This is a genomic window from Xanthomonas bonasiae (genome assembly GCF_014836395.1).
Lineage (GTDB): Bacteria > Pseudomonadota > Gammaproteobacteria > Xanthomonadales > Xanthomonadaceae > Xanthomonas_A > Xanthomonas_A bonasiae.
In genome coordinates, this window is record NZ_JACSQX010000001.1 from 156,016 (window position 1) to 168,585 (window position 12,570).

The window sequence follows — 12,570 nt, forward strand, 5'->3', positions numbered from 1 at the left end:
GCACCGACGTCGGGTGCGCTTTGGAGCCGATCGTCGACGAGCGAGCGGCCATCGGCGGCAGCGTGCTCGCAGGGACCGCTGCGATCGCGATCCCCGCGCGACGCCGCATCAGTGCGGATAGACCACCGTTTCCAGGCTGGGGTCGGCGTAGGCGTCGGCGTGGCTCAGGTGCCCATCGAACGGGCCGACCTTGCAGATCCGTCCGTCGTGCGTGAACACCAGTTGCAGTCCGTGTTCCTGTTCCCAGTCGCAGTTGCATTCCAGGCTGATGCGGATCCGGCCGTCGCGATAGCGGCTGGCATAGGCCTCGCTGCCGAACTGGACGTGCTGCCACACCTGCGCCTGGTCGTCGACGCGCGGCGAGGGCAAGCCGTGCTTTTCGTGCAAGGCGTGCATGCGTTGGTAATACGCGAACACGTGCGTCGCGGCGGCGGCGAACACCGCATCGTCGATGTGCAGAAACGCTTCGATGGCGGCACCGAAGTCGGCCTGCGCCGGATCGGCGGCATAGTCTTCGAGGACGAAACTGCAGTCCGCGCGCATCCAGCGCACCGGCACCGCATCGCTCCAGGCGGTGCCGTCCTCGTCCTCGTCCAGCGACGCCAATATCTGCGCCAGCAAGCTCACAGCTTGCTGACCCGGAACCGGCGGCCCTTGATCTTGCCCGCCTGCAGTTGTCCCAGCGCGCGGCCGGCATGCTCGCGGGCGATGGCGACATAGGAGCGGGTCGCGTAGATCGCGATCTTGCCGATCGCCGCGCCCGACAGGCCGGCATCGCCGGTCAGCGCGCCGAGGATGTCGCCGGCGCGCAGCTTGTCGGTCTTGCCGCCGTCGATGCGCAACGTGACCATCGCCGCCTGCGGCAGCTGCGCCGGGCGCGCGGTGGCCAGCGGTGCGCGCGACCAGCGCAGCGGCTGGCCCTGTTCGGCCTCCAGCGCCTGCGCGCGCGCCAGCTCGCGCGGCGCCACCAGGCTCAGTGCCAGGCCGCGCTTGCCGGCACGCGCGGTGCGGCCGATGCGGTGGCGGTAGGTTTCGGTATCGGTCGGCAGTTCGTAGTTGAGCACCGCCGCCAGGTCCTCCACGTCCAGTCCGCGCGCGGCCACGTCGCTGGCGACCAGCACGTTGCAGCTGCGGTTGACGAAGCGCACCAGCACCTCGTCGCGGTCGCGCTGTTCCATGTCGCCGTGCAGCGCCAGCGCCGAGAAGCCGAACTGCTGCAGCGAGCCGGCCACCTCGTCGACCTCCTTGCGGGTGTTGCAGAACACCACGCTGGACTCGGGGGTGAAGCGCAGCAGCAGCCCGGCCACCGCTTTCTGCCGGTAGGTGGGGTCGACTTCGAAGAACTGCTGCTCGATCTCCGGCGCGCTGTCGGCGCCTTCGATGGTGATTTCCGCCGGCTCCTTCAGCAGTTCGCGCGCCAGGGTGCGGATCGCGTCGGGGAAGGTGGCCGAGAACAGCAGACTCTGGCGGTGCTTGTCGCAGCGGCTGGCGATCTCGCGGATCGGCTCCTCGAAGCCCATGTCGAGCATGCGGTCGCCCTCGTCCAGCACCAGCGTGCGCACCCCGCCCAGGTGCAGCGCGCGCTTGCGCGCAAGCTCCTGGATGCGCCCGGGCGTGCCGACCACCACCTGCGGGTCGTGCGCCTCCAGCGAGGCCAGCTGCGGGCCCAGCGGCATGCCGCCGGTCAGCACCACCAGCTTCATGTTGGGAATGCCGGTGGCCAGCTTGCGCAGCTGCTTGCCGACCTGGTCGGCCAGTTCGCGGGTCGGGCACAGCACCAGCGCCTGCGCGCGGCTCAGCGCCGGGTCCAGCTTGTGCAGCAGGCCCAGGCCGAACGCCGCGGTCTTGCCGCTGCCGGTGGGCGCCTGCACGATGACGTCCTGGCCGGCCAGGATCGGCGGCAGGCTCTGCGCCTGCACCGGGGTCATCGTGGTGTAGCCGAGCGCGTCGATGCCCGGCGCCAGCGCCGGGGAGAGGGACAGGGTGTCGAAATCGTTCATGGCGCATTTTAGCCGGGACTGGGGACTCGGGACCGGGGACTCGGCAAATCCAGAGCAACGCGCGGCCAACCGCGGCCGTCTGCGCTCTTGGTCCCGAGTCCCGAGTCCCGAGTCCCGTACAATTCCCCCATGCCTCTTATCACCCTACAGAACGTCGACTACAGCGTCGGCGGCCCCTTGTTGCTGGAAAAGACCGAACTGTCGATCGAGCCGGGCGAGCGTATCGCCCTGATCGGCCGCAACGGCGCCGGCAAATCGACCTTGATGAAACTGATCGCCGGCGAGCTCAAGCCCGACGATGGCGAGATTCGCGTCCAGCAGGGCGTGCGCATCGCGCGGCTGGAGCAGGAGGTGCCGCACGGCGCCGCCGGCAGCGTGTTCGACGTGGTCGCCGACGGCCTGGGCGAGCTCGGCCACTGGCTGGCCGAGTTCCACCGGCTCAGCCACGCCGCCGAGTTCGACGGCGACGCGCTGGGCGCGGTGCAGTCCAAGATCGACGGCGCCAACGGCTGGGCGCTGGACCAGCGGGTCAACGAGACCCTGACCCGGCTCGACCTGGACGGCGACGCCGAGTTCGCGCGGCTGTCCGGCGGCATGAAGCGGCGCGTGCTGCTGGCGCGTGCGCTGGTGTCGGCGCCGGACCTGCTGCTGCTCGACGAGCCGACCAACCACCTGGATATCGAGGCGATCGACTGGCTGGAACTGTTCCTGAAAGGCTGGAACGGCAGCGTGGTGTTCGTCACCCACGACCGGCGCTTCCTGCGTGCCCTGGCGACGCGCATCGTCGAGATCGACCGCGGCCAGGTCACCAGCTGGCCCGGCGACTGGGCCAACTACGAGCGCCGCCGCGAGGAGCGGCTCAATGCGCAGGCGCAGGAGAATGCGCGCTTCGACAAGATGCTGGCGCAGGAAGAAGTGTGGATCCGCCAGGGCATCAAGGCGCGCCGCACCCGCGACGAAGGCCGCGTGCGGCGCCTGGAATCGATGCGCAACGAGCGCACCCAGCGCCGCGAACTCGGCGGCAACGTGCGCATGGAGGCGGCGCAGGGCGAGTCTTCGGGCAAGAAGGTGATCGAGGCCAAGGAGCTGAGTTTCGCCTTCGGCGCGCGGACCATGGTGCGCGATTTCTCCAGCACCATCCTGCGCGGCGACCGCATCGGCCTGATCGGCCCCAACGGCAGCGGCAAGACCACGCTGCTGAAGCTGCTGCTGGGCGAGCTGACCCCGGGCAGCGGCGAGGTCCGCACCGGTACCAACCTGCAGGTGGCGTATTTCGACCAGTACCGCGCCACCTTGCGCGAGGACTGGAGCGCGATCGAGAACGTCGCCGAGGGCCGCGACTTCATCGAGGTCAACGGCAAGCGCAAGCATGTGCACGGCTATCTGCAGGATTTCCTGTTCACTCCGGAACGCGCGCGCGCGCCGATCACCCGCCTGTCCGGCGGCGAGCGCAACCGCCTGCTGCTGGCGCGGCTGTTCGCGCAGCCGTCGAACCTGCTGGTGATGGATGAACCGACCAACGACCTGGACGTGGAGACGCTGGAGCTGCTGGAAGAGCTGCTCGGCGACTACACCGGCACCTTGCTGCTGGTCAGCCACGACCGCGACTTCATCGACAACGTGGTGACCTCGACCATGGTGATGGAAGGCGACGGCCGCATCGGCGAGTACGTCGGTGGCTACAGCGACTGGGTGCGCCAGCGCGCCGCGCCGCCGGCCAGCGCGATGGCGGTGGCCAAGGCCTCGGCCACCGCGGCGGCGACCGCGCCTTCAGTGGCAGCGCCCGCCGCTGCCGCGGCGCCGGCGGCCAAGCGCAAGCTCAGCTACAAGGATGCGCGCGAGCTGGAGCAGTTGCCGGCGCGGATCGAGACCCTGGAGCAGCAGGTCGCGGCATTGACCGCGGCGATGACGGAGTCGTCGTTCTACCAGCGCGATGCGGCGGCGGTGACCGCGCATACGCAGGCGCTGACCCAGGCGCAGGCCGAGCTGGACGCGGCCTATGCGCGCTGGAGCGAGCTGGACGCGTAGCGGCGCCGGTTTAAGGGGCGTTCTCTGCTACAGGCGCTTGCCATCGGCTGGCTGGCGCACTGTGGGGCTGCAGGGGGACTTCAGTCACTACAGCATCCGAAGCCGGAGAGTCCACCGCTTCGCGCGTCGCGACTGAAGTCGCTCCCACAGGGAACTGGCGCCGAGTTGGATAGGTGCACTGTGTGAGGGACTTCAGTCCCGACGCGGTCCGGTTGCGGCGACTCCGCCGCTTCGTTCGTCGCGGCTGAAGCCGCTCCTACAAAGTCTCGTGGCCTGCGTGCTGGGTGCACTGTGGGAGGGACTTCAGTCCCGGCGCGGTGCGGTTGCGGCGACTTCGCCGCTTCGTCCGTCGCGGCTGAAGCCGCTCCTACAAAGTCTCGCGGCCAGCGTGCTGGGTGCACTGTGGGAGGGACTTCAGTCCCGGCGCGGTTCGGTTGCGGCGACTTCGCCGCTTCGTTCGTCGCGGCTGAAGCCGCTCCTACAAAGTCTCGCGGCCAGCGTGCTGGGTGCGCTGTGGGAGGGACTTCAGTCCCGGCGCGGTTCGGTTGCGGCGACTTCGCGGCTTCGTCCGTCGCGGCTGAAGCCGCTCCTACAAAGTCTTGCGGCCAGCGTGCTGGGTGCACCTTGGGCGGGATTTCAGCATTGAAGCGGCGCCAGCCGCGCGACTGCGCAGCCGGCGCTCCGCTCAGCGCGAGGCGGCTTCCTCTTCGTCGTCGTCTTCGTCCAGATCATCGGCCTGGCTGTCGCGCTCGTCGGATTCGGCCTCGTCGCCGGTCAGCAGGCCGACGAAGGCGACGAAGGCGATGCCGTCCTGCGCCCATTCCTTGGCCACGTCGTCGAGCAGTTCCAGCAGCACGTCGAAATCCTTCTTCGCCACCGATTGCAGCTCGGCCGCGTCTTCCAGCAGCAGCGCATAGCCGCCCTTGGCCGGCAGCCACGACAGGTCGCGCAGGCCGTCCATCAAGGCATCCCAGTTGCGGCCGAAGCCGATCGGGAAGTCCAACTGCGCGGCCAGCCGCATCAGCAGCATCGGCTTGCTGCTGCAGCCCTGCAGGTCGATCCGGCACAGCCGCAGGCCGGCGTCGCGGCCGAGCGCGGCGATGCTGTCCAGGTCGCTGTTGGCGACGCGGTAGACGCCGGATGCGGCCGGCTCGGCCAGGTTCAGCGAAAAATTGAAAGTGTTCATGGCGACGGCCTCCCGGAGGCGATGCTGAAACTGCGGAAACTGGCGTAGTGGTCGTCGCTGTAGTACCAGACGTCCGGCGGGTCGCCGCCGGTGACGATGCGCCGCGTCCCGCGGTGCTCCAGCCCCGGCGTGTCGACGGTGTATTCGCGATAGTAGCCGCGCGGGCGTGACGGCAGCCGGTTTTCGCGGTTGCCGAACACGCTGCCGTCCTGGCGGTGCGGGAACGGACCGCCGCGCTGGATCAGGGCGATGGTGGTGCGCGCTTCGGGCGGCAGGAACGCCGGCAGCGTGGCGTCCGCGCTCGCGGCCGGCGTGGCCGGCGGCTGGGCCGGCGCAGGTGCCGGCAGCGGAGCGGGGTTGGTGAGCGCGGGCGCGAACTGCGGATGCGGCGGCTGCTGCAATGCGCGGATGCCCCACAGCCCGGCGGCGAGCAGCACGATCGCGGCGATCAGTAACACGGGCTTGCGCATCGGGGGAAGCTCCAGCGAGAACGGCGGGCGCCGCGTTCTGGCGCAGCAGCGGCACAGTATGGGCGAGCGCGGCTGTTCGTGCTCTTAACCACGCGCCAGCAATGCTGGCCTGGCGTCGCGCCAGCGCCGCGGACGCGGCTGCAACGCGCGATTCACATGCGACTAACCGGGTGCTGGCGCATGGTAGCCGCCGATCCGCGGCGGCGGCCGGCACTGCCGCTGCGCGATGGGACGATGTTTCCCCAACGCCGGTCTTGGTATGGTCGCCGGTCGTCCCTACCATTCATCATGCAACGTCCGTCCTTCCGGCGGGCGAACGTCCAGGAGAACCACATGGCCTACACCCTCCCCAAGCTGCCCTACGCTTACGACGCGCTGGAACCGCACATCGATGCGCAGACGATGGAAATCCATCACACCAAGCATCACCAGACCTACATCAACAACGTCAATGCCGCGCTGGAAGGCACCGAGTACGCCGACCTGCCGGTCGAGGCGCTGGTGTCCAAGCTGAAGTCGCTGCCGGAGAATCTGCAGGGTCCGGTGCGCAACAACGGCGGCGGCCACGCCAACCATTCGCTGTTCTGGACGGTGATGGCGCCCAACGCCGGCGGCACCCCGGTCGGCGAGGTCGCCAAGGCGATCGACAGCCAGCTCGGCGGCTTCGACAAGTTCAAGGAAGCCTTCACCAAGGCCGCGCTGACCCGCTTCGGCAGCGGCTGGGCATGGCTGAGCGTGACCCCGGACAAGAAGATCGTGGTCGAAAGCACCGCCAACCAGGACAGCCCGCTGTTCGAGGGCAACACTCCGATCCTGGGCCTGGACGTGTGGGAACACGCCTACTACCTGAAGTACCAGAACCGCCGCCCGGACTACATCGGCGCGTTCTTCAATGTGGTGGACTGGAACGAAGTCGAGCGCCGCTATCACGCCGCGATCGCCTGATCGCGCCGGCAGCGCCGTGGATCGAAAGGCCGGGTTCGCCCGGCCTTTCGTTTTGTGCGCTCAGGCGGCCGGCAGGCATAGCCTGGCGGTGACGGGCGCACGCTCGGCACCATTGCCGGGCACCGCGGCCGGCGTGCCGGTACCGGCGCTGTCGCGGTTGTGCCGCGCATACCAGCCCGGGGTCGCGCCGGTGACGCGGCGGAAGCTGTTGACGAAATGGCTCTGGTCGAAGAAGCCGAGTTCGTAGGCCACGGTGCTGACCGAATGGCGTCCGCTCAACAGCAGTTGCCGGGCGCGTTCGATCCGCCGCTGCAGCAGGTATTGCATCGGGCTGTGGCCGGTACTCAGGCGGAACATGCGCGCGAAGTGGTAGCGGCTGACGCAGGCGGCGTTGGCGATGTCGGCCAGGCCGATGCGCTCGGCCAGATGGTGGTCGATGTAGCGTTGGGCGCGGGCCAGTGCGCACGGGCGCAGGCCTTTGCCGGCGGCGCTGGCGGCGGGCGGGCGATCGGTGGCGGTGGAGCGTTGGGCGGGAGCGTGGGGGCGGGGCATGGCGTGTCTCCTGGGAAGCGCCGGAAACGCACGCGCGCGATCTCGGCTGGCGCCTGCGGCATGCGCGTGGATGCGGTTCCGGGACCTGTCCATGCTGCTGCCGGCACCGCAGCGCGGCCACCCCATTCCGGCAGAGCGGATGCTCACCCGTTCGGGGGATTCCGCTGCGAGGCCTGTGCCGGTTCGCGCGGTAACACCAGCAGGCGCCGGCCGAAACAGCGTGCGTCGAGCGAATAGGCTCCGGGCCCGAGCAGGGCCAGTGCCAGCGCCGGCAGTGCCGCCAGCAGTGCGCTGCCCGCCACGGTCGTGCCATGCCACAACGCCAGCGCCGGCACTGCGCAGGCCAGCGCGGCGGCGAGCGGAGTGAGCGCGCCGACCGCCGCCAGCAGCGCCAGCGCCAGCGCCGCCCAGCGCCAGTGCGGCGGCAATGCCCAGGCGCCGCCGGCGGTGGACGGCCATAGGCTCAGCGCCAGGAACAGCCGCAGGGCCAGCAGCCCGAGTCCGGCGCTGCCGCCGGGGAACATGGAGTAAAGTCGTTGCATGGCCCTCAGGCTAAGGCCGGCGCAGCACGCCGGCCTAGCCGTATTCGGGGCAGCGCAACATCCCTCGATCGGGGCGTTGGCGGGTTCGGCGCAGCCGTCGAAAATCCGGTTTTTTCCTTTTTGCGAGCGAGAGAAAGCGCAGTGCGAAGTCTGCGAAGACGGCTTTGGGCGGGCGCCGTGCTGGTGCTCGGCCTGGCCTTCGCGGCGACGCTTGCCGCGGCCACACCGACGCCGTTGCGGCCGACGCCGCTGCACAACACCGCCTGGCGAGTGGAGCAGGGCGCGCCGGCGGACGTGTGGGCGCTGGCGCAGTCGGGCGACGGCTATCTGTGGATGGCCACCGGGTTCGGCCTGTACCGCTTCGATGGCGAGCGCTTCGAGCGCCGCGAGCCGGCGCATGGCGCGCAGCTGCTGTCGCAGAACGTGACCGCGCTGACCGTGTTGCCGGACGGGCGCATGTGGCTGGGCTATTTCGATGGCGGCGCCAGCCTGCTGCAAGGCGGCCGACTGCTGAACTTCGGCGCGGCCGAGGGCTTCCCGGCCGGGCCGGTGGCGCGCTTGGAAACGGACGGCCAGGGCACGCTGTGGGCGGCGACCTGGGCCGGGCTGGCCCGCTTCGACGGCCGCCGTTGGCAGCGGATCGGCGCCGACTGGGGGTATCCGTCCGCACGCGCCGACTGGCTGCTGCGCGACCGCCGCGGCGTGCTGTGGGTGAGCAGCGGCGACAGCGTGCTGCGGCTGCGCCCGGGCGCACGCCGCTTCGAGTCCACGGGCATCGCCACCATGCTGTACGCGGTGCTGGCCGAAAGCCCGGACGGCCGCATCTGGCTGTCGGACCGGCGCGGCGGCACCCGCGTCATCGCCGATGCCGACGGCACGTTGCTGCCGCCGACGGCGCAGCTCGCCGTGCCGGCGCTGCGCGGTCTGGCGGCACGGCGCATGGGCTTCGCCCGCGACGGCAGCCTGTGGCTGTCCGATTTCCAGGCGCGCGGCGCGGTGCGGGTGGTGCTGGACGATCCGCGCGCGCCGCGGCTGGAGCGGTTGCGCCGCAGCGACGGGCTGGCCTCGGACTTCGCCGCGCCGGTGCTGGAGGACAAGGAGGGCAATGTCTGGATCGGCAGCACGCTAGGTCTCAACCGCTACCGCCAGCGCAACGTGATGGCGCTGCCCGGCCAGCCCGGTGCCGAGGCCGGCGAGGTCGAAGTGCATGCGCAGCCCGACGGCAGCGTGCTGGTCTCCGACCCGCAGGGCATGTTCCGCGCCGACCGCGCCAGTGCCGAGCGGCTGCTGCGCGGCGAACCGCTGGCGCAGGAGTACGCGCGGCTGCGCGACAGTGGCTGGGTGCTCGGCGCCGACGCCATGCTGCGGCTGCGCCACGGGCGCCGCGAGGAGGTCGCGTTGCCGAACGGGTTCGCGCCGCGGCAGGTGCGCGCGTTCCTGTCCGATCGCGCCGGCGACGCCTGGGTCGCGATCGCCGAGCACGGCGTGTTCCGCTACCGCGCCGGGCAATGGACGCGGCAGGCGCTGCTGCCGCCGGCGACCTGCACCGCGATCGCCGAGGACGCGCAAGGCCGCTACTGGTTTGGCTACGCATCCGGGGAAGTGCGGCAGTTGCAGGGCGGGCGGGTCCGCGCGTTCGCGGCCGGCGACGGCGTGCAGGTCGGCCGGGTCAATACCATCCATGCCGGCGCCGGCGCGCTGCTGGTGGCCGGCGAGCTGGGCATCGCGCAATGGCAGGGCGCGCGCTTCGCGACATTGCCGCCGTCGCGCGCACCGGGCTTGCGCGGCATCACCGGCATCGCCGAGAGCGAGGACGGCGAGCTGTGGCTCAACGGTGCCGTCGGCGTGTCGCGGATCGGCCGGCGCCAGCTCGATGCGGCGCTCGGCGCCGCCGCGGCGACGCTGCAACCGGCCTACTACGGTGCCGCCGACGGCTTGCCCGGCCTGGCGGTGCAGGCCAGCCGCAGCGGCACCGCGGCGCGCGACGGCGACGGCCTGGTCTGGCTGGCCACCAGCCAGGGCCTGGCCTGGATCGACACCCGGCGCCTGTGGCGCAACCCGTGGCCGCCGCAGGTGTTCGTGCGCGCGCTGTTCGCTAACGAGCGGCCGCTGCCGCTGGACGCGCCGCTGCTGTTGCCCAAGGGCACCACGCGGGTGCAGATCGCCTACACCGCGACCAGCCTGACCTCGCCGGAGCGGATGCGTTTCCGCTTCCGCCTGGACGGCGTGGACGAGACCTGGCGCGATGCCGGCGCGCGCCGCGAGGCGTTCTACACCAACCTGCGCCCCGGGCAGTACCGCTTCCAGGTCATCGCCGCCAACAACGACGGGGTCTGGAACACGCAGGGCGCCACGCTGCGCTTCGGCATCGCGCCGCGCTTCGTGCAGACCCCTGCGTTCTGGCTGCTGTGCGCGCTGGCGCTGCTGCTGGCCTTGTCGGCGCTGTACCTGCTGCGCATGCGCCAGCTGGCCACGCGGCTGCGGCTGCGGCTGGAAGAGCGCTACCAGGAGCGCGAACGCATCGCCCGCGAACTGCACGACACCTTGCTGCAGGGCTACCAGGGCCTGATCCTGCGCACCCATGCGGCGCTGGGCACGCTGCCGGCCGGCGCGCCGCTGCGGCGCGAACTGGAGAGCACGCTCGATCGCGCCGAACAGGCGCTGGAGCAGGGGCGCGACCGGGTCGAGGGCTTGCGCGCCAGCGCCGGGAACACGCCCTCGCTGCCGACCGCCTTCGCCGACATGCTCGAGGAACTGGGCGCGCAATCGCAGGTGCAGCGGCGGGTGCTGGTCGAAGGCGCGCCGCTGCCGCTGCAGCCGCTGGTCGCCGACGAGTTGTACCAGCTCGGCCGCGAGGCGCTGCTCAACGCGTTCCGGCATGCGCAGGCGAGCAGCATCGAGGTCGAGATCGCCTACGGCCGCGATGCGCTGCGGCTGCGTTTCCGCGACGACGGCCGCGGCATCGAGCCGCAGGTGCTGGCCGCCGGCGGCCGCGCCGGGCATTGGGGACTGACCGGCATGCAGGAGCGCGCGCGGCGCATCGAGGCGCGCCTGGATGTGTGGTCGCGGCCCGGCATGGGCACCGAGCTCAATCTGCGCCTGCCGGCGCGCCGCGCCTACCGCGAACCGGCGCGAAACCGGCTATGGTGCCGCCTGCGCCAGTGGCTGGCGGGAACCGAATGAAGTGAGACGTGAAGTGAGCGAGCCGAAGTGAACGAGGTGTTGCCGATGCCGATCCGCATCCTCGTCGTCGACGACCATCCGCTGCTGCGCGAGGGCATGGCCGCGGTGCTGGCCGCGCAACCGGACCTGCAACTGGTCGGCGAGGCTGCCGATGGCCTGCAGGCGCTGCAGGCCTATCGCACGCTGCGCCCGGACCTGGTGCTGCTGGACCTGCAGTTGCCCGGCCTCGGCGGCATCGAGGTGATCGTCGCCCTGCGCAAGGAATTCCCGCAGGCGCGGATCGTGGTGGTCACCGCCTCGCGCGGCGACGTGCAGGCGGTGCGCGCGCTGGAAGCCGGCGCCAGCGGCTATCTGCTCAAGAGCGGGCTGCGCCGCGAACTGGTCGACACGGTGCGCGCGGTGCACCAGGGCCGGCGCCAGGTGCAGGCCGAAGTGGCGGCGGGGATCGCCGAACACCTGCTCGGCGACAGCCTGTCCGCGCGCGAAATCCAGGTGCTGCAGAGCGTGGCCGCGGGCAACTCCAACAAGGCCATCGCCGCGCTGCTGTCGATCGCCGAGGAGACGGTCAAGGCGCACATGAAGAACATCCTGTGCAAGCTCGGCGCACGCGACCGCACTCATGCGGTGGCGATCGCGGTCAAGCGCGGCATCATCGAACTGTAGGCAGAGCGGCGCGCGCCGTCGCGCGCGCTGCGGTCAAGGCACCGGCAACGGCGGGGCCGCGTCCGCCGGCAGCGGATCCAGCGGTTGCAGCGCCACCAGCAGGCCGCGCGGGTCGGCGCCACGCGCGGCGCCCGGCGTTCGCGGCAGCAGCCGCGCGCTGCGCAGCGGACGGAAGCGGTCGCGTTCGAAGAACACATGGTCGGCCTGCGCGGCCAGCGCGAACAGGTGCGGATCCAGGCCGTTGCGCGGCGCGTCGTTGCCGGCGCCGCGCAGGCGCGCGTCGCTGTCGCCGAAGCGCGCGGCCAGCGGCGCCAGTTCCGGTGCGTCGGCGGCGGCGTAGAAGCCGCCGGCCAGCAGCGAGGGCACGCCTTCGGCGGTGGCATCGATCCACGCCATCAGGTCGTCGGCCTGTTCGCGGCGGCTGGCGCCACCGTCGCGCTCGGCATGCAGGCGGGTGAAGTACAGGTTCACCGGCTGCCCGTGCAGGTCCACGCGGACCAGACCGGCCACGCTGTAGTCCTCGAACGGATGCAACAGGGTCTCCGCTTCTTCCAGTACCGGTAACCGGGTCAGCAGCGCATTGCCGCGGCGTTGCGGCCGGCTCGGCGGATCGGCGCTGATGAAATGGCAGTGGTAGCCGAGCTGCGCGGCCAGCCATTGCGCCTGGTTCGGCAACGCGGAGGTCTGCAGCACTTCCTGCAGCGCGATCGCATCGGGTTGCAGCCGTTGCAGCGCATCGACGAGGCGCCCGCGGCGCGCGGGCCAGTCGTTGCGGTCCTGATCGAGATTGAGGCTGACCACGCTGAGCGTCGCCGCGGGCGCAGGCGGCGGCACCGGCAAGCCGGCGGGCAGCGCTTGCGCGCCCGCATGCGTCACCAGGGCCAGCAGCAGCCAGCCGAGGCGATGCCGTCGTCGTGGAGTCCCGGGCGTGCGCGTCATGCGCTGGATGCTAGGACCTGCGGCTTCAGCGCCGCGTGTACACGGACACGCGGCGCTGCGGT

11 protein-coding genes are annotated in these 12,570 nt (G+C 71.0%); 4 read left to right on the forward strand and 7 right to left on the reverse strand.

Going from position 1 to position 12,570, the window contains the following annotated elements:
• Nucleotides 1-108: 108 nt before the first annotated feature.
• Complete coding sequence (locus H9658_RS00700; RefSeq protein WP_191824009.1) at nucleotides 109-627, reverse strand: DUF6985 domain-containing protein; 519 nt, start codon at nucleotides 625-627, stop codon at nucleotides 109-111.
• Entirely contained in the window at nucleotides 624-2,000 is a 1,377-nt protein-coding gene (gene dbpA, locus H9658_RS00705) for an ATP-dependent RNA helicase DbpA (protein WP_191824010.1), read from the reverse strand. Before dbpA ends, H9658_RS00700 begins: the two co-directional genes overlap by 4 nt.
• Nucleotides 2,001-2,129: 129 nt before the next feature.
• Here dbpA and H9658_RS00710 point away from each other — a divergent pair, with 129 nt between their 5' ends.
• Nucleotides 2,130-4,028: an ATP-binding cassette domain-containing protein gene (locus tag H9658_RS00710; RefSeq protein WP_191824011.1), complete on the forward strand. Its 1,899-nt coding sequence runs from the start codon at nucleotides 2,130-2,132 to the stop codon at nucleotides 4,026-4,028.
• A gap of 685 nt (nucleotides 4,029-4,713) precedes the next feature.
• Here the strand turns inward: H9658_RS00710 and H9658_RS00715 are convergent.
• Entirely contained in the window at nucleotides 4,714-5,214 is a 501-nt protein-coding gene (locus H9658_RS00715) for a barstar family protein (RefSeq protein WP_179565278.1), read from the reverse strand.
• Nucleotides 5,211-5,684 (reverse strand): ribonuclease domain-containing protein, encoded by a 474-nt coding sequence (locus tag H9658_RS00720; RefSeq protein ID WP_191824012.1) that lies wholly within the window; start codon nucleotides 5,682-5,684, stop codon nucleotides 5,211-5,213. The genes H9658_RS00715 and H9658_RS00720 overlap by 4 nt, the downstream gene beginning before the upstream one ends.
• A 333-nt stretch (nucleotides 5,685-6,017) precedes the next feature.
• Between H9658_RS00720 and H9658_RS00725 the strand changes: the two genes are divergently transcribed.
• Nucleotides 6,018-6,629 carry a superoxide dismutase gene (locus H9658_RS00725; protein ID WP_179565274.1) on the forward strand — a complete coding sequence of 204 codons (612 nt, stop codon included), beginning with the start codon at nucleotides 6,018-6,020 and terminating at the stop codon, nucleotides 6,627-6,629.
• Between the two features lie 60 nt (nucleotides 6,630-6,689).
• Here H9658_RS00725 and H9658_RS00730 read toward each other — a convergent pair whose 3' ends face one another.
• Entirely contained in the window at nucleotides 6,690-7,181 is a 492-nt protein-coding gene (locus H9658_RS00730; protein ID WP_191824013.1) for a helix-turn-helix domain-containing protein, read from the reverse strand.
• Between the two features lie 143 nt (nucleotides 7,182-7,324).
• Nucleotides 7,325-7,723 carry a hypothetical protein gene (locus tag H9658_RS00735; RefSeq protein WP_179565271.1) on the reverse strand — a complete coding sequence of 133 codons (399 nt, stop codon included), beginning with the start codon at nucleotides 7,721-7,723 and terminating at the stop codon, nucleotides 7,325-7,327.
• 177 nt (nucleotides 7,724-7,900) lie between these two features.
• On the opposite strand from H9658_RS00735, the gene H9658_RS00740 reads away from it, so the two are divergent.
• Together H9658_RS00740 and H9658_RS00745 are read left to right on the forward strand one after the other, a co-directional pair.
• Entirely contained in the window at nucleotides 7,901-10,906 is a 3,006-nt protein-coding gene (locus H9658_RS00740) for a sensor histidine kinase (RefSeq protein ID WP_191824014.1), read from the forward strand.
• Nucleotides 10,907-10,951: 45 nt separating this feature from the next.
• Complete coding sequence (locus H9658_RS00745) at nucleotides 10,952-11,569, forward strand: response regulator (RefSeq protein ID WP_179565666.1); 618 nt, start codon at nucleotides 10,952-10,954, stop codon at nucleotides 11,567-11,569.
• A 33-nt stretch (nucleotides 11,570-11,602) separates the two neighbouring features.
• On the opposite strand, the gene H9658_RS00750 is transcribed toward H9658_RS00745, so the two are convergent.
• Complete coding sequence (locus H9658_RS00750) at nucleotides 11,603-12,508, reverse strand: endonuclease/exonuclease/phosphatase family protein (protein ID WP_191824015.1); 906 nt, start codon at nucleotides 12,506-12,508, stop codon at nucleotides 11,603-11,605.
• Nucleotides 12,509-12,570: the final 62 nt, after the last annotated feature.

Excerpts from the sequence above, each read along its gene's own strand:
- dbpA (WP_191824010.1), bottom strand. The coding sequence starts at position 2,000 with ATGAACGATTTCGACACCCTGTCCCTCTCCCCGGCGCTGGCGCCGGGC.
- H9658_RS00710 (WP_191824011.1), top strand. The coding sequence starts at position 2,130 with ATGCCTCTTATCACCCTACAGAACGTCGACTACAGCGTCGGCGGCCCC.
- H9658_RS00715 (WP_179565278.1), bottom strand. The coding sequence starts at position 5,214 with ATGAACACTTTCAATTTTTCGCTGAACCTGGCCGAGCCGGCCGCATCC.
- H9658_RS00720 (WP_191824012.1), bottom strand. The coding sequence starts at position 5,684 with ATGCGCAAGCCCGTGTTACTGATCGCCGCGATCGTGCTGCTCGCCGCC.
- H9658_RS00725 (WP_179565274.1), top strand. The coding sequence starts at position 6,018 with ATGGCCTACACCCTCCCCAAGCTGCCCTACGCTTACGACGCGCTGGAA.
- H9658_RS00730 (WP_191824013.1), bottom strand. The coding sequence starts at position 7,181 with ATGCCCCGCCCCCACGCTCCCGCCCAACGCTCCACCGCCACCGATCGC.
- H9658_RS00735 (WP_179565271.1), bottom strand. The coding sequence starts at position 7,723 with ATGCAACGACTTTACTCCATGTTCCCCGGCGGCAGCGCCGGACTCGGG.
- H9658_RS00745 (WP_179565666.1), top strand. The coding sequence starts at position 10,952 with ATGCCGATCCGCATCCTCGTCGTCGACGACCATCCGCTGCTGCGCGAG.
- H9658_RS00750 (WP_191824015.1), bottom strand. The coding sequence starts at position 12,508 with ATGACGCGCACGCCCGGGACTCCACGACGACGGCATCGCCTCGGCTGG.